The 23,778-nt window shown below is 69.8% G+C and carries 21 protein-coding genes; 14 read left to right on the forward strand and 7 right to left on the reverse strand.

Annotated features, from left to right (window positions below; genetic code table 11):
• Window positions 1–677 precede the first annotated feature (677 nt).
• On the forward strand, window positions 678–938 hold the full coding sequence (locus ACZ4FV_RS46695; protein ID WP_465327088.1) for a hypothetical protein: 261 nt from the start codon (window positions 678–680) through the stop codon (window positions 936–938).
• 985 nt (window positions 939–1,923) lie between these two features.
• Here the strand turns inward: ACZ4FV_RS46695 and ACZ4FV_RS46700 are convergent.
• Both ACZ4FV_RS46700 and ACZ4FV_RS46705 read right to left on the reverse strand, forming a co-directional pair.
• A complete protein-coding gene (locus tag ACZ4FV_RS46700; protein WP_465327090.1) occupies window positions 1,924–2,295 on the reverse strand; it encodes a hypothetical protein in 372 nt (123 codons plus the stop codon).
• On the reverse strand, window positions 2,292–2,879 hold the full coding sequence (locus tag ACZ4FV_RS46705; RefSeq protein WP_465327091.1) for a hypothetical protein: 588 nt from the start codon (window positions 2,877–2,879) through the stop codon (window positions 2,292–2,294). The genes ACZ4FV_RS46700 and ACZ4FV_RS46705 overlap by 4 nt, the downstream gene beginning before the upstream one ends.
• Window positions 2,880–6,028: 3,149 nt before the next feature.
• On the opposite strand from ACZ4FV_RS46705, the gene ACZ4FV_RS46710 reads away from it, so the two are divergent.
• From ACZ4FV_RS46710 to ACZ4FV_RS46720, 3 genes are all read left to right on the forward strand, one after another.
• Window positions 6,029–6,241 (forward strand): type II toxin-antitoxin system CcdA family antitoxin, encoded by a 213-nt coding sequence (locus tag ACZ4FV_RS46710; protein ID WP_465327093.1) that lies wholly within the window; start codon window positions 6,029–6,031, stop codon window positions 6,239–6,241.
• Window positions 6,238–6,558, forward strand: coding sequence for a type II toxin-antitoxin system PemK/MazF family toxin (locus tag ACZ4FV_RS46715; protein ID WP_465327095.1), 321 nt, complete (start codon window positions 6,238–6,240; stop codon window positions 6,556–6,558). Before ACZ4FV_RS46710 ends, ACZ4FV_RS46715 begins: the two co-directional genes overlap by 4 nt.
• Window positions 6,559–6,672: 114 nt before the next feature.
• Window positions 6,673–9,477, forward strand: coding sequence for a helicase associated domain-containing protein (locus tag ACZ4FV_RS46720; protein WP_465327097.1), 2,805 nt, complete (start codon window positions 6,673–6,675; stop codon window positions 9,475–9,477).
• 348 nt (window positions 9,478–9,825) lie between these two features.
• Here ACZ4FV_RS46720 and ACZ4FV_RS46725 read toward each other — a convergent pair whose 3' ends face one another.
• Window positions 9,826–10,512 carry a hypothetical protein gene (locus ACZ4FV_RS46725; RefSeq protein WP_465327099.1) on the reverse strand — a complete coding sequence of 229 codons (687 nt, stop codon included), beginning with the start codon at window positions 10,510–10,512 and terminating at the stop codon, window positions 9,826–9,828.
• 432 nt (window positions 10,513–10,944) lie between these two features.
• Window positions 10,945–11,124 (reverse strand): hypothetical protein, encoded by a 180-nt coding sequence (locus ACZ4FV_RS46730; RefSeq protein ID WP_465327101.1) that lies wholly within the window; start codon window positions 11,122–11,124, stop codon window positions 10,945–10,947.
• 229 nt (window positions 11,125–11,353) lie between these two features.
• Between ACZ4FV_RS46730 and ACZ4FV_RS46735 the strand changes: the two genes are divergently transcribed.
• From ACZ4FV_RS46735 to ACZ4FV_RS46745, 3 genes are all read left to right on the forward strand, one after another.
• Window positions 11,354–12,439: a tetratricopeptide repeat protein gene (locus ACZ4FV_RS46735; protein WP_465327103.1), complete on the forward strand. Its 1,086-nt coding sequence runs from the start codon at window positions 11,354–11,356 to the stop codon at window positions 12,437–12,439.
• A 130-nt stretch (window positions 12,440–12,569) separates the two neighbouring features.
• Window positions 12,570–13,646, forward strand: a complete 1,077-nt coding sequence (locus ACZ4FV_RS46740; protein WP_465327105.1) for a DUF6602 domain-containing protein — start codon at window positions 12,570–12,572, stop codon at window positions 13,644–13,646.
• Between the two features lie 159 nt (window positions 13,647–13,805).
• A complete protein-coding gene (locus ACZ4FV_RS46745) occupies window positions 13,806–14,705 on the forward strand; it encodes a hypothetical protein (RefSeq protein WP_465327107.1) in 900 nt (299 codons plus the stop codon).
• Window positions 14,706–14,995: 290 nt separating this feature from the next.
• Here the strand turns inward: ACZ4FV_RS46745 and ACZ4FV_RS46750 are convergent, their stop codons facing one another.
• The gene (locus tag ACZ4FV_RS46750) at window positions 14,996–15,997 is read right to left on the reverse strand and encodes a replication-relaxation family protein (protein ID WP_465327109.1); all 1,002 of its coding nucleotides are present in this window, start codon (window positions 15,995–15,997) and stop codon (window positions 14,996–14,998) included.
• Between the two features lie 1,033 nt (window positions 15,998–17,030).
• Here ACZ4FV_RS46750 and ACZ4FV_RS46755 point away from each other — a divergent pair.
• The gene (locus ACZ4FV_RS46755; RefSeq protein WP_465327111.1) at window positions 17,031–17,243 is read left to right on the forward strand and encodes a hypothetical protein; all 213 of its coding nucleotides are present in this window, start codon (window positions 17,031–17,033) and stop codon (window positions 17,241–17,243) included.
• Window positions 17,244–17,363: 120 nt separating this feature from the next.
• On the opposite strand, the gene ACZ4FV_RS46760 is transcribed toward ACZ4FV_RS46755, so the two are convergent.
• Window positions 17,364–17,918 carry a hypothetical protein gene (locus ACZ4FV_RS46760; protein ID WP_465327113.1) on the reverse strand — a complete coding sequence of 185 codons (555 nt, stop codon included), beginning with the start codon at window positions 17,916–17,918 and terminating at the stop codon, window positions 17,364–17,366.
• Between the two features lie 263 nt (window positions 17,919–18,181).
• Here ACZ4FV_RS46760 and ACZ4FV_RS46765 point away from each other — a divergent pair, with 263 nt between their 5' ends.
• Together ACZ4FV_RS46765 and ACZ4FV_RS46770 are read left to right on the forward strand one after the other, a co-directional pair.
• On the forward strand, window positions 18,182–18,334 hold the full coding sequence (locus ACZ4FV_RS46765; RefSeq protein WP_402240921.1) for a hypothetical protein: 153 nt from the start codon (window positions 18,182–18,184) through the stop codon (window positions 18,332–18,334).
• 260 nt (window positions 18,335–18,594) lie between these two features.
• Window positions 18,595–18,987, forward strand: coding sequence for a hypothetical protein (locus ACZ4FV_RS46770; protein WP_465327116.1), 393 nt, complete (start codon window positions 18,595–18,597; stop codon window positions 18,985–18,987).
• A 259-nt stretch (window positions 18,988–19,246) separates the two neighbouring features.
• Here ACZ4FV_RS46770 and ACZ4FV_RS46775 read toward each other — a convergent pair whose 3' ends face one another.
• Entirely contained in the window at window positions 19,247–20,668 is a 1,422-nt protein-coding gene (locus ACZ4FV_RS46775; protein WP_465327118.1) for a tetratricopeptide repeat protein, read from the reverse strand.
• A 252-nt stretch (window positions 20,669–20,920) separates the two neighbouring features.
• On the opposite strand from ACZ4FV_RS46775, the gene ACZ4FV_RS46780 reads away from it, so the two are divergent.
• The 4 genes from ACZ4FV_RS46780 to ACZ4FV_RS46795 all read left to right on the forward strand — a co-directional run bounded on the left by ACZ4FV_RS46780 (window position 20,921) and on the right by ACZ4FV_RS46795 (window position 23,649).
• Window positions 20,921–21,046, forward strand: a complete 126-nt coding sequence (locus ACZ4FV_RS46780) for a hypothetical protein (RefSeq protein ID WP_402240914.1) — start codon at window positions 20,921–20,923, stop codon at window positions 21,044–21,046.
• A gap of 97 nt (window positions 21,047–21,143) precedes the next feature.
• A complete protein-coding gene (locus ACZ4FV_RS46785) occupies window positions 21,144–22,934 on the forward strand; it encodes an asparagine synthase-related protein (RefSeq protein WP_465327121.1) in 1,791 nt (596 codons plus the stop codon).
• The gene (locus ACZ4FV_RS46790; RefSeq protein WP_465327123.1) at window positions 22,931–23,218 is read left to right on the forward strand and encodes a PqqD family peptide modification chaperone; all 288 of its coding nucleotides are present in this window, start codon (window positions 22,931–22,933) and stop codon (window positions 23,216–23,218) included. Before ACZ4FV_RS46785 ends, ACZ4FV_RS46790 begins: the two co-directional genes overlap by 4 nt.
• On the forward strand, window positions 23,215–23,649 hold the full coding sequence (locus ACZ4FV_RS46795) for a lasso peptide biosynthesis B2 protein (RefSeq protein WP_402240906.1): 435 nt from the start codon (window positions 23,215–23,217) through the stop codon (window positions 23,647–23,649). Before ACZ4FV_RS46790 ends, ACZ4FV_RS46795 begins: the two co-directional genes overlap by 4 nt.
• The last annotated feature ends 129 nt before the right edge of the window (window positions 23,650–23,778 follow it).

Raw genomic sequence — 23,778 nt, forward strand, 5'->3', positions numbered from 1 at the left:
AGTGGGGCCCCCACCCTCCTCCCCTCCACGATGCTCTTCCGGTCTGTCTGCTCCGCAGACACGACGCGCGACCCTACGGGTCGCAAGAAGTGGTGGGTGACTTCGACTCCGTCGAAAACACCCACCACCAATCGCTACGCGATTGCCACCGACGCACCGCGTCGGTGGTGGGAAGCGCCTCACGCATAAATTCCACAGTCCCGCATTTCGGGGCTTCACAACCGCCAGCAGTGGGCAAGGGTTGCGTGTTGTGAGGAATCTGGGGACTGTATAGGGGAGTTAGTTTCACCCGGGTGTCTAGCCGGATCGTACGGCCTTCTGCTTCATCATGCCTGCCGCCGGATCTGTCCTCTCTCGACATGTGGAAGGCAATTCCACCGACGACGTGAAGAGGGCTTGCCATCGGCCACATCGAGTTGTCTGGGAACCACCGTACCTCAGGTCCAAGAAAGAGTCTGCATCATGAATTGTAGCGAGGGTATGATCCGTCGTATAGCACGGCGCCCGTTTAATGCCCGGCGCACCGGAACGGCACCGAAACAACAACTCGACCACGTCCGGGAGCCCTGCGACGCGAAGAGAGAGATCGTGCAGAATTCCTTGCCACTTTTCCCGCCCGAGACCTCACAACATCCCGCGCGCCGCCGGCGTCGCCCGCTGCGCATCAGCGCGAGGCCGTGGACGCCATCGTCCGCACCCTGGAGAACCCCGACGCGGACACGGCCCCGCGCCGCACGGCGGGGCCAGGTCCACTTACTGTGATGGCCTGCGGCACCGGCAAGACCCGCATCGCCGCCGTCGCGGCCGCAGCCCTCGCGCCGCGCGGCCGTGTGCTGGTCCTGCCCCGCGGCGCAGCGCGCTTCGCGAACGACCCGCAGCAACCACCGGGCGCGGTGCACCGGCTGGTGCGGCCCCGAGTTGTTTCGGACGACCGGTGAGCATCAGGTTCTGCGAGCACAGCATCCCGGCCGATCGGCAAGATGACCGGCAAGGTCGACGGGAACGAGTCCGGCGGCTTGGTCACCATCTCGGTGATGCCCTCGCTGCGCTCCCCGTCGAGGGTGAGCGCGGGTACACGCCCTTCAAGACCAGACCAAGACCGAGGACTAGACCAGCTCGATCCAGATCAGCTTCGATGACCGTCCACGATCGGCCCGTGATACCGGGCTGTACCAACCGAGTTCGGCAGGCCAGGGCCGGATCGGCCCGCGCGGGGGGCTTGCCCGACGACCAGGCCGACAACGTCATCTGCTTGACGTACTTCATCCCGACAAGCGGTAGGACCAGGACGTCACGTCGCGGTCGTAGAAGGTGCTCCGGGGGGAAGGACGACGTGCTCCCCGCCGAGAAGACGCAGACGAAGCCGAACGACAAGATGAGCATGTCCCCAACGATCTTGGTCACCTTGACGCTGTTCACGACGATCTTGCTCACCTCGTCGAGGCTGCCCGCGCATCGGCACCTCGTGACGTAGGACGCCGAGTCACGGGGTTTCGACGAGCACGAGGGGCCACGATGTGGAACTCGACAAGCTCGATCGTGTTCACCGTGTCGTCGTTCACGACGAACTCGCCCTCGCCAGGCACGTGTCGGTTCGCCGTGGTGGCCCATGAGAACGCGGCCCAGCGCGGCGCGCATCGTCAGGGCGATCTTGGGGCACGTGGAGGTGCGCGCCGTGCCCAGGCGCCTGCGCGTCGTCGGGCACGACGAGATCGTCGTGCCCGGCGGCAGGAGTATCTGCGTTGGCGCGAGGTCGCGTCCGTGTGCGCGAGTCGGGTCAGGCCTTCCGAGGCAGTCTCGATCCGGAGCAGGGGAGGCCTCGGGGATCGCTGGACGTAACGAAGCCCGCCGAGACGGGTGTCCCGGCGGGCTCGTGGGTGCGCTGTTCCTTGAATGTGCGGGAGGTCTTGCTCGGGGTCAGGGCTACTTGAACACGCCCACGATGCCGACGTAGAGGCCCATGATCAGGACGAAGGCGATCGCGCTGATGCCCACGGCCGCGGCTGCGGAGAACCCGAGCAGGTACGTGGCGACGCCGGACATCTCGCCGAGGAACAGCGAGGCGAACACGCCGATCAGGACCAGCATCAGCTTCTTGTTCGTCGCCGTGCCGCCCATGAACACGCCCACCACGGTGACGTAGAGGCCCATGACCGCGACGACGGCGATCGCCGCGCTGCCGACGGCCTCGGAGCCGGAGGTCCCGAGCGCGTGCCTGACGACGCCGGACGTCTGGCCGACGAACAGCGAGGCGAACAGGCCGGTCAGCAGCAGCATGTACTTCTCGATGGTCACCGCGCTGCCCTCGTCGGCGGCGCAGCAACCGGATGCGGCTTGCGGCGGACCACACGGCGTGCGCGGCGCAGCTGACCGTTGTCGGCGCGGCGGACGTCGTCGGGGGCCTCGCCGCCGAAGAGGTGGACCACGTCGGGCTGGCCGTCCTCGCCGGGTGGTTCGAGGTCGTCGCTCGGGAGGCGAAGCCGCCGACCGGGGTCGGGCAGCGCGTGCCCGCACTCCGGGCAGGCGTTGCCCGGCATAGCCGGGGTCGGTCCCGGTCCGTCGCCGAGGGGGTCGAGCGCGTCGCGCATCGCCACCCAACGCGGCTTCCACACCACCGCGATGGTGTGCGGGTCGACGCCGCACGCCTTCAGGAACGACTCGGTGAACGGCCAGGAGGCCTCCGCCGTGCCGTCCAGGACTCGCGAGATCGTGGCGATCGACAACCGGTGGCCGGTGCCGGAGCGGTCGGCCATCTTCGAGCGGTTGACCAGCTCGCGGAACGTCGGTTCGCCGTCTAGGCGGTAGGGCCGCTTCAGGTCCCGGGCGAGCGCGAGGCGAGCCTCGCGCACCTCCCTCGGGAGCGGAGGATTGGGTTTCATGATCAATTCCGTTCCCCACGTACGCCGGTATCCCGGTTACCGGCCGAGTAGTGGCTCGACCGGACCGGAGGGTTGACGTGCGCGAAGGTAATGCCCTGATCGGGGCGGGACTTTTTCCGCGCGATAGCGCGACGCCCACAAGCGCCAAGTCGGCGGATGCAGGCCCCACGACGATGACACGAAATACGACCGTCGCGCAAGGCGATCACACGAGGGCACCAGGGGGACGATCGGGGGAGCGCTCACGAAATTAACAACCATACATATGGTTGATTCGGAGAGCATCGCGCCGGACTGTTTAGGAATTTGAACCGCCGGGAGCATGAATTGAGAATAGAACGAGATTCATCAAGCTTCCCAAGATAATCATCCGGCGCCTTGAATAAAAGATGGCAGCGAAAGAGAAACCGAAGGTCAACAGGGCGAAGAACTTCCATAACGCAGCCGCAGTTCGAATTTACGAAATCTCGAATGCGGGCAAATCTGGGAAAATACACATATAATTCAATTGCGTTGCAGACCGCATGTTTTCGATGATTGGACTGTTATCTTGACATCGGATCGCATAGCAATCCTGTCGGACAGCCTGGCAGCCCTATGTAGGCCAGCACCTATATAGAAGGGGCGAGACAGACGCGGCCGTCGATCGGCGGCTCACTCCACCGACCGGCAGGTCCAGGCACGCAGCCACAGCGCCCATAGGGGGCAGGGAGGCCAGGCAGCGAGCCTCGACCTGCGAGGCCAACCCACAGCAGCCATGCTGCTCGACGTCGGGCAAGACCTGCACCTGGCGCACGCACGACGAAGGGGCCTTCCGCCACTAACAGAAGGCCCCTTCAGTTCACCCGACGCCCGCCCCGATCAGAAGACAAGGCCCTCGGGAGCACCACACCCGCCAGCTCGCTTCAGCGAACAAGCCCGGCGGGAAGTCTCAATCAATCATTTCATCTTGTGCCAAATCATCGCGAGTCACGCTTGGACCAGTGTGTCGCATCCGACTGACAGCAGGCGCGCCCGAGTGAGCAAACATGCAGGTCAGACAGCATTCTAAATGCTGCACAAACCCATGCCAAACGCGCTGACCGCGTCATGGCACCGCCGCAGCCAACATGACCGACCACCCCGGTTGTGGCACCGCGACAGACATGTCCGCAGCCCATGCCCGCCTGCCAACCGCCGGTCGAGCCCGCCTCATGCCAAATCTGCGGCTCTCCTGGAGTCGTCGCCTACCAACCCAAGGTCCGATGCACTTGCCTGGCCAAACTCACATGCATCGCCCCAGCGACCGGCTGCTCGACACGGAACGCCACGACCCCGCTTGCCGTTGAGTCCGACCAGGCACGGCAAGGCAGTGCACGTCGTTCCATGTCCCAAGAGCCTTCCAACGCCAACCAGTGACGCAGTGGGCCGTCGAGCCCACAAGCCCCGCGTCGACGCGGGGCGACGGTTCGGCTATGTCGGTCGCCGTTGGCACCGAAAGCCATGCGCGACAAGAGCGCACGCCCGCTGCTCGTAACCGCGGGCACTCCACTCACCATGCGATAACCGCTCACCCGACTCGGCAGAGATGGATGCATCCTCGCTTGCAACCAAGGTCCCGTTCACGCCCAAACACCTCCCGAATCGAAGCCACATGATCTCCCGCGTACGATGCAACCGGACTGCCTTGGAACTATCCAGGCCTGGTCACTACCAACAAACCATCAGGCAACCTAGCCTGCTGCTGCATGGCTTCTCCATAGTCGTCCACTCGCCGAGACAGTTCTCGACGGACACGAAGAGCATGCATCACGTCAACACCAAACTGCAAGCTCCGAGGCGATTCCAGGGGAAAAATCTGCGCCTCACACCCAAGATTGAACACACGGGAACCTTGGGGAGCGCGCGAAAACATTGGGGAACGCTCGGAAACGCGCTGGAACAGACTGGAACACGGTGAATCAACAGGGAACAAAGATTCACCGTACCCACCATACGAAAGCAACCGAACTAACTTTCAAGTTCCATCACTCATGGCAGCATGGGGATTCGCTCACCGAACCTCCCCGAGCCCGTACGTCACGCTCCCCACGGTCACGCCGAGAGGATTACCAAGGCCTTGTTGGGTGGTGTGGTCGAGCAGCACGGGCAGGTCCCGCTCGTACTCGCCCCAGGCGAGGGCGTCCGGCGCCATGGCCGCGCGCGGGCCGCCACGGTCACGACCGCCGCGTTGCGGGCCGGGGTAAGTCGGTTTCCGCCGAACGGTCCGTGAAGGATCGCGGGGCCGGCGTCCAGGCCGCGGCGCACCTTCGCCGGCACCCCGTAGGCACCCTGGCTCCACACACCGTCGGGTCCCCGGACGTCGCCGTCGGCGGGGTCGAGACCGGCCAGCGCCGGGCGGACCGCGTCGGCGAGATCGAACAGGGGATTGGTCTGTCCACGCATCCGCTCCGGCCGCCAAACCCCGCAACCACCCGGCGGCCCGCTTCCCAACGGCCCGCGCCGCCTCCAACACTGCCCGCTCCCCGGCCGTCGGCGCGTCCTCCGGATCCCGGGTGGGGGCGGGCGTGGGCGGCAGGTGCGACAGAGTCATGCCCGTACCAACGACGGCGGTCGGGTCGCCGACACGGCACCGGCGACCCACCCGCCCGGAACGCAACGAACACCGGGCTCGTGCGCCTGGTCCTCGTCGCCGTACCGCCGGGATCGGGTCAGGACCGGTGTCGGATGCGGTCCAGGTCCGCGTCCAGGACGGCGAGGCCGGGTGGTCCCGCAGCTCCTGCTCGCGCGCCCAGTCCTCGAGGTCGGCCTTGTGCGCGGCCCGCACCATCTCGACGGTGGTGTCGGTGAGGAACGCGAGCAGCTCCGCGCTCTCGCGGCTCAGGCCGCAGTAGCGGTTTGGCCGGAACGAAGCAGGAGACTGCCTCCGCAGGGCTGGCCGCGGCGAGCCCGTCGACCAGCCATCGCCGGAACGGGGTGTCCTGGGTGCTCCAGGCTGGGTCGTAGTCGTCGTTCTCGGGATCGTCGAAACCGGGACCTATGCCTGCCATGGCGGAATCTTCTCCACAGCCGCAGCGGCGCACGCCAGACCCCCCGAACGGATGGTGCTCCAAGCCGAGGCCGACATCAGGTTACGGCTCTCGAATCATACTTCGCGTATGATTCGAAGTATGACGATTAAGGAACGGGTCACGGTGACGCTTCCCGCGGACCTGCTGGCCACCGCCAAGGCCGCGTCTGCCGGGAACCTGTCCGCCTATGTCGAGCGTGCGCTGCGCGCCGAGGCCTTGCGTGAGGCGGGCGAGGCGATCGAGGCCTGGCGCGGCCGCCACGGCGACGACGTCGAGGAACTCGCGGATGTGTTCGGCGAGGACATCGCGTGAACCTCGCACGCGGCCAGATCTGGGAAGTCCCCCTGGCCACCAAGGTGCGGGCAGTCCTGATCGTCGAATCCGACGCCGCCATCCGCGCCCTGCCCGGGACGCTCGTGTGCATGATGATCGACCGGACCGGCGGCGCACCGGACACCGTCGTCACGGTACCCATCGGCGAACCCGTGGCGGGCGCGGCCGTCGCCGTCGACCTGGTCGCCCTCACCGACAAGCGCATCCGCTCGGGTACGTTCCTGGGGACCGCCGACCCCGCCGTGATGACCCGCGTGTCCGCGGCACTGCGCGTCGTCCTCGAACTCACCGACTAACCAGGCGTAGCCACCCCATCGACTCGGGCGTGCGGGCACGTAGGTGAGCGCCGGCCGGGCAAACGTCATAGCGCGGAAGCGCCTGTTGGAGTCGGCGATACGAAGAGAGAAACCGTGCAGCATTCCTTGCCACTTTTCCCGCCCCAGGCCGCACTACACCCAGCCCGCCAGCCCGTATCAACCCTGCGCCCGCACCAGCGCGAGGCCGTCGACGCCATCGTCCGCGCCCTGGAGAACCCCGACACCGACCTGATCCCGGGCGGGCCGCACGGCGGGGCCCGGGCCACAGCGGTGATGGCCTGCGGCACCGGCAAGACAAGGATCGCCGCAGCGGTCGCCGCAGCGCTCGCGCCCCGAGGGCGCGTGCTCGTCCTGGTCCCCACCCTCGACCTGCTGACCCAGACCGTCACCGCCTGGCGAAACGCCGGACGCACCGGCGGGACCCAAATCGCCGTGTGCTCTCTGACCGGCGATCGCACCCTGAACGAGGCCGGGGTGCGGTGCACCACCAGCGCGCCCCGATTGGCCCTGTGGGGGGCCGTCTCGGGGCCTTTGACGGTGTACGCCACCTATCAATCGCTGGGCGCCGTCCTGACCGCCCATCAGGGCGCCTACGGCCTCACCTTGGCCGGGTTCGACCTCGTGATCGTCGATGAAGCCCACCGAACCAGTGGATCGCTCGGGAAGGAATGGGCCGCGGTCCACGACAACACCCGACTCCCCGCCGCGCGCCGGCTCTACCTCACCGCCACACCCCGGGTCTGGGAGCCGCCCGAGAACAGCGCCTACAGCGAAGCCACCACCTCGGATACCGACCCCGAACTGCCCCCCGCCCTGGCCCAGGACGACGTGTGGGAGGACCCCGACCTCGCCGCCAGCCGGGACGATGCCAGCGGTGACACTCCGGACTTGGAGTGGGACGACGAGGGCGAGGACGATCGGCCGGTCCGCGTCCGGGGCGGCCGGCCCGTGCACTCGGCCCTGCTGGCCCGCACGGTCGCGTCCATGGACGACGAGGCGATCTACGGCCCCGTCGTCCACCGCCTCGAACTCGCCGCAGGGGCTCGCATGGGCCTGATCGCGCGGCCGAGAGTAGTCGTCGTCGAGATCACCGACCCGGAGGTCCAGGAACTCGCGGCGGCCACCGGCAGCGACCTCAACCGGGGCCTCGGCCGGCGCCGCCTCGAAGAGGTCGAGCAGTACCGCGCCGCGCGCCTGGTCGCGCTGCAGACCGCGCTCCTGCGCGCCGCAGCCGACGACGACCTGGACACCGTCATCGCCTACCACTCCCGCACCCTGGAGGCCCAGGCCTGCGCCGCGAGCCTGCCCGATGTCGCCGCGCGCCTGCACCGGGACGACCCGGGGCGTCACCCCGAGATGGTGTGGGCGGATTGGTTGAGCGGCGAACACCCCACCGAACACCGGCGCGACGTCCTGACCCGCTTTGTCGAACGTGCCGACCCCCACGGCACCGTCGCCCGGCGCGCGGTGCTGAGCAACGTGCGTGTCCTGGCCGAGGGCGTGGACCTGCGCGCCTCGGCGGTGGCCTTCATGGACCCCAAGTTCAGCATCGTGGAGATCGTCCAGGCCATCGGTCGTGCCCTGCGCCAGAATCCGGGCGAGGGACGCACCGCGACCATCATCGTCCCCGTGTTCCTCGCGCCCGGGGAACGACCGGACGACATGCTCGTGTCCGACAGCTACCACCCGCTGGTGCGGACCCTGCACGCCCTGGCCGCGCACGACGCACGCGTCCTGGACATGCTCGCCACCCCCGCCCCCAGCGGACCCAAAACCTGGGCGCGGGCGATCGACATCGACGACACCGACCGCCAGACCGCCGACGACGGCGAGCACATCGAGGACCAAGGGGGCGTCGAGCCCGGTGACGGCGACCGGGACGACGCTGGCGTCGAGGAGCGGTTCCTCGTCCGGTTCATGACCGACCGCGACCCCACGCTCCTGCGCGACTTCATCAACCTGCGCGTGATCAACCCGGAACGGCGGGACTGGCGCCGCGGCTACCACGCCGCAAAACGCTGGCACGCCACCCACGGCCACCTGCGCGTGCCGCTGGAGAGCATCGACTACGACACCCAGACCGGGACGTCCTACCCGATCGGGCAATGGATCGGAGACCAGCGACGGGCCCGGGCGGCTGGCTCGATCACCCCGCACCGGATCGAGCTGCTCGAGCGGCTGGGGATGGTGTGGAACACCGACGACACCGCCTTCGAGGACGGACTCGCCATAAGCCGCGCGTACTTCGCCGTCCACGGCCACCTGGCGGCGCCCAAACCCGCCGCGATCAACGGCTACCCCGTCGGCCAATTCCTCGCCAACTGCCGACGACCGCTGGAGACACGCAGGAACCCCGACCGGTGGCGCGAACGCTGGGCACGCCTGGCGGCGATCGACCCCGACTGGAACCCCGCCGGACGCGACGACCCCGCCGAGCGGTGGTCGTTGGACTGGCAGCGCATGCTCGCCGCGGTGCGCCTGCACGTCGAGGCTGGCGGCCGCATCGACGACCTGGTGCTCGGACACACCGTCGGCGGCGAGGACGTCGGAGCCTGGCTCCAGCGGCAACGGCGCGGCGCGGGGAGTCTGACGCCGGCGCAGCGGGCGGCGTTGGCCGAGGTCGGTGTCGACGTCACCGGGCAGGACGCGCAGCCAGCTGCGGTGGCGTCGGCGGCGCGGGCGGACCGGTGGACGCTCACCCTCGCCGCAGCCGCGGCGTTCCGGGAGCGCGAGGGGCATCTGACGGTGCCGCGCAAGCACGTCGAAGCTGTCGAACACGACGGCGAGGCGCACCAGGTCAAGCTCGGGGTCGCCCTCGCCAACGCGCGACAGCGGCGAGCCACATACCCGCCCGAGCGGCTCGACGCCCTCTCCGCACTCGACATGCGATGGACATGAGAACAGGCCGGCCGGATGGGCCGGGGGTCACGTCGGCCGAGTGCGTGGTGATCCCGATCGGAGGACACGCACGCACCCCGGTCGAGCGGGTGGCTCGGTGTTGAGTCCGGGACCGGCTGGCCAGTTCACCCGTTTCAGCGGGGCCGCGTTCGTCTCAATCGGGTGAACCGCCCGCGCCGAGGGTCGAGTTGGTGCGACGGTGGGCGGGTGCCCTTCGCAGGGTCCGCACACCTCGCCTCGTGGCGTGCTGTGCGGACTGTGCCCCGCGGAGGATGACGAGAAGCGGCTCCGACTGCGGCAACGCGCGGTCGGAGCCGCTCCCGGCGTCTCGAAGCGTGCGGAGAGCCGTCACGCTGTCCCGGTAACCCCGGGAGAGCCTGTCGGGAGGTTGGTGAAGCGCCACGCCTCTTCGTTGTCGACGTCCTGGCCCGGCGTCTTCCCGTCGTCGACGTGGATCAGCATCTTGTCGACGTAGACGTACACGCCTTCGGTTTTCAGCGGTGTGATGTCGACTTCCCGGAACGAGTCCCGGACGTGCGGGTCGCTCCAGATCGCGTCGGCCGCGAGGGCCAAGCGGCGGAGCAGGTAGATCGTCGTCTCCTCGGACAACCGAGCCGAGGTTGCGGAAAGGGCGCCGTGCGCGAGGAAGTTCCGCAGCTCGACCAGCTCTTCACGTTCCGGTGCGTTCCCGGCCTCGTCGCGTGCCTTCAGGTAGTCCAACCCTTGGCAGAGCCGCCGCGTGGGGGCCCCTCCCTTGAAGACGCCCGATTCCACGTCCGCCGCGAGTTGGGCAGTCGGCGGAACACAGCGCCCCACAGTCTCGGCCGCGGCCAGCGCACAGAACGCGGCGCCGAGATGCAGGTTTTTGGTGAGGAGCAGGCCGGACGAGGACATGTACTCGCGCAGTACGCCTGTCGTGTACAGGTACTTGCAGCCGAGGGTCGAGATGCCGTGCCGGTCGGCGACCGGCTTCCAGATCTGTTCCTGTTTTTCCGGGTCCAACGGCGCTGCGTGGGCCCGAATTTCAGTCTTCATATGAGCATGGTGGGTGGTGGGTAAGCAGTCCACCAAGCCATTTGTCATGCCTGGCTCCCCGAGGGGCGGGGTGGGCGCCCTCCGTCGGAGTCCGCCCCACGACGGCGACGGGGGCGGTTCAGATCGCGGCAACGCGCGGTCGCAGCCGCTCGTTCGTCGCGCGGATCACCGGTGGAGGGGATCGCCGGTGGCCCTGGGTCATCCCGCGTCGTCGCGCCGGATCCGATCGGCGATGATCTCGATCTGCCGGTCGAACAGGTCCGGCGTCTCCCCGTCACCGGGTTCCGCCGCGCCGGTCGACCCATTCCCCGAGGCCGCCGGGCCGGAAACGGCTGGCGCCGGTCGGCACAACGCCGGTGCCGCCCGCGACCAGCACGAACAACAGCGGAAACCAACCGCAGCTTCCGCGACGGCGCCGAGCGTTGCGACGGGTCAGCGATGGGTGATCCACCACACGACCCACGCACCAGCTGCGGTGCCAGCGCCGGTGGCCAGACCCCGCACCGCACTCGCGGTGAGAACTCGGCCGACACGAACTAGGCGGTCCCGTACGGTGATCGCGGCGGGTGGGGCAATGGAGTTGTCGGGGTTGCCGGGGGCGGTGGTGGTCATGGCTGTCTCCCGAGGATGCGCGGTGGGTGGGCCGGCGGTGCAAGGTGCCGCCTGGTTCCAGCGTGGGCGCGTCGGGGGTGTGCGGGTCGTGCGGGCACACGGGGTCGGACGGGAAGGGCACGTGTTCCGCACGAGGTCTGTCGGGGGCGGGTCGTCGTTCCGCCTGCGCGAGGAGCGTGCGGCGTACGAGACTTGGCGAAAGTTGGCGTACGCAATGGCGGAGGCGTGGATGGCGATCGGAATGCCGGACGAACAACGGTTGCCAGCGGGCGCGCGGCGGGATTTGGTGATCGCGCTGCATGATCTCTACACCGATGCCGGGCGGCTCGGAACCCGGCTCACGGCGACCGCGATCAACCGGCGCACGGATCTGCCGTCCCCGGTCAGCCACGAGACGCTGGCCGCCCTGTTGCACGGGAGGAAGGTCCCCGACTGGCTGCGGATGGAATCGATCGTGCGGCACTTCGCCAGTGTGTCGGTGCACCGCCCCGACCCGGACGAGGTCGTGTTGCGGTTCCACGACCTGTGGCGCGCCGAACGCGACGCACCCCCGCCCCGGGAGACGAACCACCTCACCGCCGGGGCGCTGGTGGGCGCCTGTCGGCTCGACCCCGCCGACGCCGAGGCGGCGCTGCGCGGGACGGGCCTGGGCCCCGACACCGTGTTGTCGGTGGGCGAAGCCCTCACGATCCTGACCACCCTCGGCACTCAATGGCAGACCCTGCGCGGCGAACTCGCCAGCGCCCACGCTCGGATCGCCGAACTCCGCAACGACCTGTCCCGGTCCCAGCCAGCGACGCCGACCGGGACAGCGGGTATCGGCGAGTCGGAGGTTCCCGGGCTCATCGGGCTCATCGCCCTCCGCCGCGACCTCGCCCACCAGGACCCAGCGACGCACCGACCCAACCTCGCCGACTCGCTCCACGCCCTGGGCACCAGCCTGAGCAACGAGCATCCCCACGAGACCGCGGTGTCCGCGTTCACCGAGGCCGTCGGCATCCGCCGCGAGCTCGCCCACCACGACCCGGCAACGTACCAGCCCGACCTCGCGGACACGCTGCACCACCTGGGCATCATCCTGGCGAAAACGGGTCGGCACGAAGAGGCGGAGACCGCCTTCACCGAGGCCGTCGGCATCCGCCGCGAGCTCGCCTACCACAACCCCGCCACGCACCAACCCCGCCTTGTCCAGTCGCTACATGGCCTGGCCTCGACCCTTTACTTCCTGGGCCGGGAAGAAGAAAAAACGGCCGCCCGGAAGGAAGCCGTCGCGCTGACGACAGCGCGGTCTGCTTGGGGGGTTCGCGGAGCGTGATCCCACATGGGCCCCGGTGGGGGTGTTTTCGGGTCGCTCCGGTCGAGGTGAGACGACGTGGTCGTTCTTGAGTCGGGTTGCCGGCTGTTACGGGTTGGGGTTCATACACGCCGACTGCAGTCTTGATGCCATGCCGCACTCGGATACGGCGAAACTGTCCGTGGCCCGTATCCACTGCGGCAAGATCGCCAGCATGGCGGAAGCACAGGAACGGGACGAGGATCCAATAGAAAGTGTCCACGAGCTGCACGAATTCTTCGGCCAGCTCGCAGACTCGGTTGCCAGCGAGTACGCGCGCATCCGCCGTCGCACGCGGCAGGACCCCGGAACCGCAGGTGACGAGGGCGAAGCGAACTGGGCCAGGCTGGTATTGGAGCCGTGGCTGCCCGTCGGCTACCACGTGGTGACCAAAGGAAGGATCCTCAGCTCAGGCCGGGTCGGCGAACATGGAAGAAGGGTCAGACCAGAGCTAAGCCCGCAGATTGACGTGCTGGTCCTCTCCCCCTCATACCCCAAGTTCCTTCTGGAGCAGGAGAAACACGTCTACCTAGCCGACGGCGTGGTCGCCGGGTTCGAGTGCAAGAACACCCTCAAGGCCAAAGACTTGGAGGAGGCCGCGAAAACCGCCGCGTTCGTGCGACGCCTCACGGAGCCCCGGGAAGGAGATCCGTACCGAGAGTTGTTCGGCGCACCGATCTACGGAGTGCTCGCCCACAGCCACAGTTGGAAAGGCGAGGGGTCCGATCCGATCGGCAACATCGAACGAAAGCTATCCGAAGGTATGCGGGATGCCGGGCACCCGCGCGACCTCTTGGACGTGGTGTGCGTGGCAGACCTGGCCACCTGGTGGGCGTTCAAGATGCCGTGGATCGGACCTCCCCGTACGCCTGACGAGTCGTGGCCACGGATTCAGCAGCTGCTGGGCCTGCCATCCGAAGGTTGCGTCAAGACCAACCTCAACCGGCACGATGCCAGCGGATCACCACTGATGGTGCTGATGGCCGTACTGCTGCGCCGCATGGCGTGGGAAGACGTGGCATTGCGGCCGATCGCCCGCTACTTCGAGAACGTCGAGGGCCCGAAGGGCGGAGGCCCGGCGGTCCACTGGGGCTTGGGCATCTATAGCCCCAAGGTCGCGGCCAGCATCGTGAACGGCTGGTTCGGAGATCGCAAAGAGTGGAATCCTTGGGACGCCGTACTGATGTGAGGGAGTTGCGGGGCCAACGCACACTGCAGTTCCCAGCATGACGGGTTCGCGGTCGTGCCGGGGAGTTGAGACCGATCAGCCGCTGCAGACCGTCATAGCCACCAGCGGGAGCCGCGATATCCGATTGCCGCCGGCGATGGTTCGGAGGATTGTCGGGGCGTGGTCATGGCCTTGGAGATGATGGACGGCGACGGGCGCAGGTTCATGGGTGGCGGCGTTCCGCTGGACGTTCCAATCACGCACTTGCGGAAGCTGAGCAAGGAGGGCAGGGAGGATTCCCAGCTCTACTCGTTCCTCTTGGCGCTCACGATGCGGGCGAGCGTAGACGCGCCTTTCGCTGTGGCTCCTGGGGGCGATCCCCCCGACCGTCTCCTCGTCGGGGCCTCGGGTCGAACGTGGGCCCTGGAGCTGACGGAATTGACGTTGGGACGGGTGCGCGAAGACCTCGCGCGGGTACGCGCATTCGGACGACGTCTGGAGGCCCATCTGGCCGCACGCGCCGACGTGTACGCCCACCTGATCGGCAATCTTGTGATGCTGACCCTGGCCGGTAACGCTGGTCTGCCGCGCGACGACAAAGCCGTGTTCAGCGCGGTCACAGAGACGCTGACGCGTGATCTCGGATGCGCTTTGGACACTTTGGACCAATCTGCCGGACTTCCGATGAACCTCGGGTCGGCTGGCTTCCACCCTCAGGTGGGGCCGTTGCTCGTCCGCGTCGATCGGGGCGGACACCCCCGCCGCATCACCGTAGTGACCACGACGTCGGCCGCGATCCACGGGGACGAGGTGGTGGGGGCGTTCCGGCGCCTCGTCGCCAGCAAGGACAGACCGGAGAACGAGATCCTCCTGGTCACCTGCGGCGCTCCCGACGGACTGGGGCACACCTGCGGCCTGGACCATCTCTTCCTCAAGCTGCTGACCGAATCCGCTCGGTTGGGGAACCTAATCGAGGGCACACCGTTGCATCTGCGGGCCCTGATGCTCCATGCATGGCGAACCCCCACCCTCCTCGGAATTACCTTCACGGACGACTACGTCACGCCGTGGGACAAGTGAAGTCGGCGCCGACGTCTACCCGTGCCTGGCCCCCTACACCAGCCACGCCGGCCCGGTGCTCGGCACCACGCCGCTCACCGCGGCCGAGGTGGGTGACGCGGATGAGCAGGCCGTTGTGGACGGCACGGGCGGCACCGCACGGGCCCGAGCCCGCTCGTGTGCGCCGCACCGCACCACGCGAACGTGCGACGCGACGCGAAGAGGTGCGGTCCATCGATGCAATGCGTACGCCTTCGCACGGTGCGGTACGCCGGTGCGGTGCGCGTCCGTGTGATGGTGCGGGCGCGGATCTACCAGGGTTCGGCCCCGTCGTCCCGCGACCAGGCGTTTGCCGCCGGTGGGGCGGCGGACCGCATTCGCCTGGGTGCGGCCGACATGGACGCGGCCGCGACCAGCCGGGCCAGGCGCACGCGGGGCGGTTGTGCGTTCAGGGGTAGCCACAGGGCTTCGGCCGGGGAGGTGCCCGGTGTCCACACGCCCGTGGCGACCGGGGCGGTGGTCGGGGTGCGGCGCAGCGCGGTGCGGGCCTCGGTCGCGCGGCGGGTGGTGGTGAAGACGAACAGCACGACGGGGTTGTGCGGGTCGCGGGGCTCTCGGGGTCTGAGGGGGTCGTTGGGGTCGTGGGGGTGGAACAGGTCGTCGAATTCGTAGCCGTCGACGCCGTGCCGGGCGCGGGTGAAGAGGGTGGCGTAGCGGTCGACCTTTTCGGTGAGGCGGGCCAGGCGTTCGGTGCCGGTGTCGTATTCGAGGGCGAGGGTGGATTGGGCGGTTCCCTCCTGCCAGGTCAGGACGGCGTCGGGGCGTGGGCGGTGGGAGTAGGTGCCGATCTGGGGCAGTTCGCGTTCGCTGCGCCAGAGTTTGACGGCGGTGTCGGGGTGGGTGCGGGTGTGGGCTTCCAGGGCGGTGTGGAAGCCGTTGACGCCGAGGAGGTGGCGCAGGCGGTGGGGGGATTTGAGGCCGAGTTCGCGGTCGCGGCGGGCGCGGCGGATCGCCGGCTTCGTCTCCTGGTCCGCGTCGACGGCCACCACCGCGGCGCCGGCCGGGGACAGGACGAAGTGCGAGGGGTGGGAGCCGCGGTCCGCGCGGGGTCGGAAGCGGTCGACGGCCTGCATGGCCTCCAGGTCCTGCATGCGGTGGCGGGCGGTGACCGGGCTGTCGAAGGCGAGTTCGGCGATCTGGTGGGTGGTCAGCAGGCGATGGGTGGCCAGGGTGCGCAGGATCAGGCGGTCCCGCTCGGTCAACCGGGCCTTGAGGTTTTGGATGCGGGACAACGCGATTTCGTCGGCGGACATCGCGAACTCCTCTTCTTCTCGGTGGGGGAACGAGGCGGCGCCGGCCGGGCGCGGTGGCCGGCCGGCGCGGGAGGGCGGGCAGGGCGGGGTGGGGCGTCGAGCCGGGCGAGGCGAGCGGGGCTGGCATGGCCCGGGCCGGGAAGGTCCGAGGGTCGGGCCGGGCCGGAACGGCAGGGGAGGGTCGGACCGAAACAACCGGGAGGAGCAGGTCGTGAGAAGAAGACGGCCGACCGTGGCAACGGGGCATGGACATCAATCCGCGCGGCCGCCGCAAGGATTGGAGAGAGAACACTTCTCTACAAACAGTCCGGGACACCACTTGCCTGCATACAGGCCTCGTGACCTGCGCAAACGTGACGAGAACCCCGGACGATGAGAGCGTCCGCCGGAGTTGCCGCCCGGATTGCCGCCCGAGTTGCCGGGGGCACGTCCGAGGACGAAACCGGAACCAATCGGACGCAACGGCCGGACGTGGGCGAGCAATCGCCGGCGGCGGGAAACCGGGGGCACGGCGCAGACTCGGGCAAGGCCCGACGGCGGCTCCGAAGGGAACCAGGAGCGACCCGCATGCGGCGAACACCGGCGGATCACACCCGCGATCGGCAACACACCCCGAACGCGGACGACTTCCAGTAGGCACCACCCATCCCCGCCACCGCAAGACCCATTCCGCACGAGGCGCGGGAACGGCGACCTCTCATCACTGGGCGCGCCGTCGGATCCCGCGCGGGCGCCGGTGCCGGGCACGCCGCGCCCCGGGGAACGCGGCTCTGCGCCGAAGGTGCATCGAGAGTGCACGCACCTGGCGCGAAGGTGGCACGGAGGTGGCACGGCCGCGTGGTAGGGCGCGACCGACGACGGCCGACGCAGCCGCGGTGAACGGCGCCACGTGCGCGGGTGCATCGAAGGTGCGCCGAAGGTGTGCGGAGGTTGCATGGCCGGGTGGTAATGGGCGTGCCCGGCTTCTCGCCGTGGCGGTGGTCCGGCGCACGACTTGATCGACGACAGCCCAGCCGTGTGGCACCCACACCTCGTGGTCGCGGTCGAGGCCCTCGACCCGAGCCTGCTGCGCTGCCAGCTCGAAGACGCGATTGAGGCCCTGATCGACGACGTCGACGGATGGAACGCGCTGTACGCGGCGGAGGACCGCGACCGCGTCGTGCTCCGCGCGGTCACCGACGCGATCGGCGACCTTGCAGGGACGGCGGCGACGGAACCGAACGGCGCCCGGGGCGACCGGACGTAGATCGCCAGCGCCCGAGCGGGTGTTACCCGAGGCCCTGTCAACGGGTAACGAATCCGTTACCCGCGCAGGTCGGTGGTGGGTCCGGGCGTTACCCGAGCAGCAGAACGGGGCCGGGTCGGGTCAGGCGCAGGCGAGGGTGCGGATGCGGTCCCGGCGCCACAGGAGGACCTGGGTGGTGTCGGCGCCGTACCAGCCGGTGCCGTAGGCCACTGCCAGGTCCGGGTACTCCTCGACCCATTCCTCGAGTTCGGCGCGTTCGTCCTCGTCCATCCCGTACGGCGCCGCCGTCAACGCGACCGGTTGCCCGTCCAGGGACCAGGTGGTGACGTGGTCCGTCCAACGCCACCGGTCACACTCACCGTACGGGCATCCGGCGCTGCCCCGCCGGCGCAGCCACTGCGGGCAACAGCCCAGGTCCTCCGGGCGCAGCCCGTGGCGCCGGGCCCACGCGACGAGGATCCGTTGGGCGTCACGGCGCCCGCGCAGCGCCGCCTCGAACGCGGCGTCGGCGTCGTCGCGGGTGCGGTGGTTGCGTCGGGGCGGGTCGGCGATCCCGTACGGCCAGGCGATGGTGCCGTCCTCGTGACGGCCGAAGAGCGCGACGGCGCGGGCATTCACGTCGCTCGGGTCGTCGACGTCGGGGACGGTGCTCGTCGTGAATCGCCTGCCGATCACGAGTGGGCCTGGGCGGGCCCGGGACGAGGGGCCACCCGGACGGGTGACCCGTGAACCGTCGGCTTGCGGGCAGGTACACCCCGGGCGCGGTTTCGGGTCCTCGGGGAAGGAAGGCCCGGACCGCGCCCACCTCGTGACGCCGACGCCCGGTGAACGAACAAAGGAGGGCGTACGAACTGCCCGCCACCGAAGGCAAACGCGGCGACCCGCGATGGCCCGCGTTTGCCACCCGACACGGCTTCGACGTCGACCACCCCCCTCCAATGGGAAGTCGAAGCCTCGAGCCGGCAGAGCTGCGCCGCCTGGTCCTGGCCGCCGTCGAACCCCGCGACATCCTCGCCGACGTGATCGCCGACGAAGACCGGCAACGGCGGGAGTTGCGCGCCTTACTGACCGAGTGGCCCGGCACCTCGTGAGTTCGACCGCCGCACACTGTGGGGCGCGACTCGCCCCCGACATGGGGGTGTGGGGGAGAGCCAGCCGTTCACGGGACGATCGGGCGCGCGTGCCGGGCTGCGGCTCGACCATTCCCGTTTCCTACCCGTGCCGGGAGGTCGGCAGCTGCGGTCTCGGGCGGTCGAGGGGCCTTTGCCGTTTCGCCTCCAAAGGGGCGGCGGCGGTACGAGACTGGGCGCCGGGTCCGGCGGCGCAGGCCGCCGACGACGGAGGGGACTTCATGCGTGGAACCATCACCCTGGCCGACGATGCCGACCTTGCTCACCTGGTCGATTTGATCGACATGCTCCCGCCCCCGGGAACGCAGAGTTTCTGGGGCGAGGTGGACGAGAAGATCGGCTATCGGCTCCGGCTGATCCTCGCCGGGCAAGGCCACGCAGGCGACGTGGACTACCTCGCGGTGTACATCCTCAAGTACCTCGGCCGCGGCAACGACCACATCACCGAGGAACAGATCACCAAGAACCTTCGGGGTGTCCACGCCATCCCGGCGGCCGGCCACGCCTGGGTGGAGGACGCCACCCGCACCGCGTGGACCCTGGTCAACCGCTACAGCCTCCCGGCGTGGCGCGGCCACCGCAACACACCCGGAGGGGCGTGGCTCGAGGGCTGAGCCACCGCTGACCGCGAAGCTCCCCTCACGATGCCCTCGTTCGCCGTCTCTTCTCGGGTCGGCGCCCCCTACGACACGGGATCCTCGCCGACGTCATCGCCGACGAAGACCGGCAACGGCGGGAGTTGCGCGCCTTCCCAACCAAGTGGCCCGGCACCTCGTGACGTCTCGATCCCGGGGGCGTTACCCAGGCACCTGTCGACGGGTAACGGATTCGTTACCCGCGCAGGTCACAGCGGCGGGTAACGCGCCAGGGCGCCTATCGCGCGCCGAGCGGTGTCCAGGTCGTGCGGGCTCGTTGTTCGAGGTCGTCGGCGCCGGGGACGCCGTCGCGGCGCAGGCGGTGGAGGCGGGCGCGCATGTCCTGGGCGGCGGTGTCGACCTTGAGGGATTGGAGGCCGTCGGCGCAGGTGACGAATTCGTTCCAGGTGGCGATGGCGCCTTCGGTGTCGCCGCTGCGCAGGTGTACTTCGCCCAGGTCGGCCAGGACGATGGCGCGGGTGCGTTTGCGGTCGAGGCCGTGGATGTCGAGGGCGTGGTGGAGGTGGGTGCGGGCTTCGTCGAGTTCGCCGAGGCGGGCGAGGATCATGCCGGTCTCGTGGGCCCAGCGGCCGATGCTGTAGTGGCTGGCCCAGGAGGTCCCCGAGGTCGTGGTGGGGGCGCGTTCGATGCAGGTCTGTGAGGACGTCAGCAGGCGGGTCGCGGTGGCGTGGTCCTGGTCGAGGGCTGCGGCCTGGGCGAGGGTGGCCCGGTAGTAGGCGTGGGCGCGGGGGTCGTCGAGGTCTCGGGCTTGGTGGACGCATTCCTCGGCCAGGCGTACGGCGGTGGCGCGGTGGCCGGCGTCGATGGCCTGGACGGCCATGCCGCGCAGGGCGGTGGCGGCGAGTTCGCGATCTCGTCCCAGGTCGGCGAGTCGGTACGCGTGGGCGTAGTAGCGCTGGGCGGGGCCGGTCTTGCCTTCGTCCTGTGTCATCCACGCGATGAGGTGGGCGAGTTCGCCGACGGCTGTGTGGAGTTCGCGGCCGGTGGCGTCGGTGTAGGTGCCGCGCAGCCAGGGGGTCGCCCGGTCGGTGAGGTAGCGCACCGCGAGGGTGCGGGCGTGGCCGCCGCCCAACTCCGCGGCGGCGTCGCCGAACGCGGTGGTCATGGTGCGGACCGCGTCGACCTCGGTGCTGCCGACGCGGACGGTGCCGGTGCGGGCGAGCGTCGCGGGTGCGGCCGGCGTACCGTGTGCGGGGTTGCCCGGCAGAGAGAGCAGGCCCAGGACCGTGCCGGTCGCGGTCAGGAATTCCCGGCGTTCCATGTCCGCGCCTCCCAAGGCCGCCAATGCGGCCACGATATCCGCGCCGTCCGGTGCCGAGGCAAACCTTTCCGCCTCTCTCGGGTCGGTGTCGGCGTCCGGTTGCCGTGTGGGGTCGGTGGGTGCGACGAATCCGAGTTGGTCGGTGGCGAGTCCGAAGATCTTCTCCAGAGCGTCGCGGTGGACGCGCTGCGGCCAGCGGCTGTGTCCCGAGAGCCAGCGCCGCACGGTGCGTTCGTCGAAGACGACGTTCATGCCCAGGCGTTGGGCCTGTTGGTCCAGGTGCTCGGCGAGGTCTCTGGCCGAGGCCCATCCGCGTGCCCGGGCCCGCTCGCGCAGGCAGGTGTTCGGCCTGCGGTCGGCGACGGTGGTGCTGCCCATCAGGTACCCCCGGGAACAACTGCGGCGACCCGAGTTCCCACCGTAGAACGCGACACCGACTCCCCGGCATCGCTTGCGCGCTCGCGTCGGGGAATGTCCGCGCTTTGTCCGCACAGTGTCCACCGGTTTGACCTCCACCGGACGCGGGTCCGAGCGGTGGACTGGTGTCGCCGGCAACCACCGGACCCGCGGCTGCGGGAGCTGCGGGAGCTGCGGGAGCTGCGGGAAGCGTTCCAGCAAAGGGGAATCGCCATGATCGACGACACCTACCAGACGCCGGTCTTCTGGACCGAGTCGGCCGACACCGTCGTCCTGGGCAGCAAGAACGAGAACGACTCCGACAAGGAGAAGTACTTCGAGGGCGACAAGAGCATCTGACCTCTCGCCACCGGCAGGGGGTTGCGCGGGGCCCGCATCGACAACGGTGCGGGCCCCGCTTCGTCGAGTACGACTCACCAGGGAGCGGGAGAACGCGGTGGAGTGGATCACGGGTGGACCAGGCGCGCGGCGGCCGGTCGGCGGCGCGCACCTGGGAGCGGGATGGGACGCGTGGTCGATCGGGGCGCGATGGCGATCGGTCGAGCGGGACGGGGTGCGGATGGTCGTCGTGGGCGAGTGCACCGCCGACGAACACGAACTGGGCTGCGCGGCAAGGGCCTTCGGGCGCGGGGACGTGCGGGCATCGATGGGGTTGTCCGGGTCGATGTGGGTGTTGGCGCGTCGCGGGCGCGAGAGGTGGGTGTACGGGGACCTCGCCGGTGTCCGGCCCGTGTACGTCGCCGACACCCCGCGTGGCGTGGTGTGGGCGTCGCGGATGACGCCGCTGGCGGCCCTGACGGGTGCGGCGGTGGACTGGACGGCGCTGGTGGCGGAAATGAGCGTCGGCGGCGTGGACAGCCCGGGCCGGCCGGGTTTCGCAGGGGTCCGCCAGGTGCGGCCCGGGTGGGCGTTGGTCTTGGACGACGACGGGTCGTGGGCGGAGCGCGATGTGCGGGGTCCTCGCGGGGACCTGTCGCTCGCCGAGGCCGCCGCGTTGTTGCGTCCGGCCCTGACGACGGCCGTGCGCCGGCGCGTGGGCGAGGATGCCGGGCCGGCCCGGCGGTGGAGCGCGGACGTGTCCGGAGGCCTGGACTCGGGAACGATCGGCGCCCTGGCCGCCGACGAGGAACACGGCACCGATGTGCTCGGGTGTCTCTACCACGACGCCCACACCTCCGTCGCCGACCTCGACGGCGCCCGCGGGATCGCCGCCCGCTTCCCGAGCCTGGACCTGCGCGTCACGCTCGGCGACGTCGGCACCGTCCACTACACGGGCCTGGACGGCGCCCTGCCGCTGCCGGTGACCGACCGGCCGGCGTTCTCCGTCTCGATGCGTGCCATGGACCGCGCCTACCTGGCCCCCGCCGTCGAGCACGGCTGCACCGACCACCTGATCGGCGTCGGCGGCGACGAGGTCCTGGATGCCCCCACCGCCTGGTGGGCCGACTACCTCCACACGCGCGGTACCCGCGACGCGCGACGACACATCGTCGCGAGGGCGCGCCTGGCCAAGACCGCCCCGGGCCCGATCGTCGCCGCCGTCACCCGACTCGCGGCGACCGCCCGCGACGAGGGCCTGCGCGCTGCGGCGCACGACCTCGAGCGCGGCGCGGCTCCCGTCGCGCCGGGTCTGGCGTGGGCGTGGCCGACGTCGGCCGCGGCGTGGCTGAGCGCGGACGGGCGGGCCGGTGTCGCCGAGTTGCTGCGCGCCGAGGCCGAGAGCGGCGAGGGCGGTTCGCCGGGCGGTTGCGCGCAGGACGTGGTCGTACGGTCCGGGGGCCGCTCCGTCGCGGCGCTCGGCGACCTGCACGGCGAGTTCGCTCTGCGCGTCCACGCGCCGTTCCTGGACAACCAGGTCGTGGACGCGGCCTTGTCCGCGCCGGGGTGGCTGCGCCGCGACCCGCACGTGTTCAAGCCCGTCCTCGGCGTGGCGATGCGCGGCCTCGTTCCCGATGTCGTGCTGGATCGTCGCAGCAAGGGCACGTTCACGCCGACCATGCTGCTGGGCATCCGCCGCAACCTGCCGGCCTTGCGGGCCCTGGTCCACGACGGCGCGCTCGCGCGCTCGGGCCTCGTCGAAACCCGGGCGGCGGTGGCGGCGCTGGAGAGCGCCGGGGACGGGAACGGCCGCGCGCCGCTGGCCGCGTTGAACCAGGCCATCGCCCTCGAGGTGTGGACCACCGGCGCCGACACCGACCCGCGCACCTGGTGGGAGGACCCGTCGTGACCACCCATCGCGTGACCGCGCCGCACGTGGTGTGCGAACACGGCGCCGCCCTCGTCGACATGAGGGCCGGCGACCTGGTGTTCCTCAACCCGAGCGCCGGGCGCGTCCTGGCCCACCTCGCCGCCGGCATCGACACCACCGTGATCGCCACCCGGATCGGCGACGCGACCGGGGCACTCGCCGACGTCGTCGAGCGCGACGTGCGGGCCCTGGTCGACGCGCTCGCCCGCCGCGGCCTCCTCGGCGAGACCAACACCCCGAGCGTAAGAAGGAATCGCCGATGAGCGTCCCGATGGTCGCCCCCTCGGACACCGCGGAGCCGGCCGGGTTCTCGGATCGGGTCGCGGGCCGGATCGGGCTGCGCCTGGCCCTGGCCGCGCGGCGACTGCCGCTGCGCGCGCGGCTGAGGCTCGCCTCGGTGTGCGGACACCTGCCCCAGGCCGGCCACACGCGCACCCGCGCCCTGCACGCGGCGGTCACCGCGGCGGGCGCGGACTGCGACCGGCGCACCGCGTGCTGGGAAACCGCGCTGGGCACGGTCTTCGCCTGCGCACTCACCGGACACGGCACCACGCTGGTCCTGGGCGCTCGCCCCCTGCCGTGGGCCGCGCACGCCTGGATCCTGACCCCCGACGGCGCGTTGGGTATCACCACCGAGGACGAACGACCCTGGTTGCCGATCCTGCACACCCCGGCTCGAAAAGCATCGAACTAGGCGCCTTGTCTTCACTCGTTCGAGTTAATCGGTAGCGGGGGGGGGGGGGGGGGGGGGGGGGGGGGGGGGGGGGGGGAGGGGGGGGGGGGGGGGGGGGGGGGGGTGCGGCGCACCCCACCAAACCGAGGC

This window comes from Embleya sp. NPDC025285, from assembly GCF_055558835.1.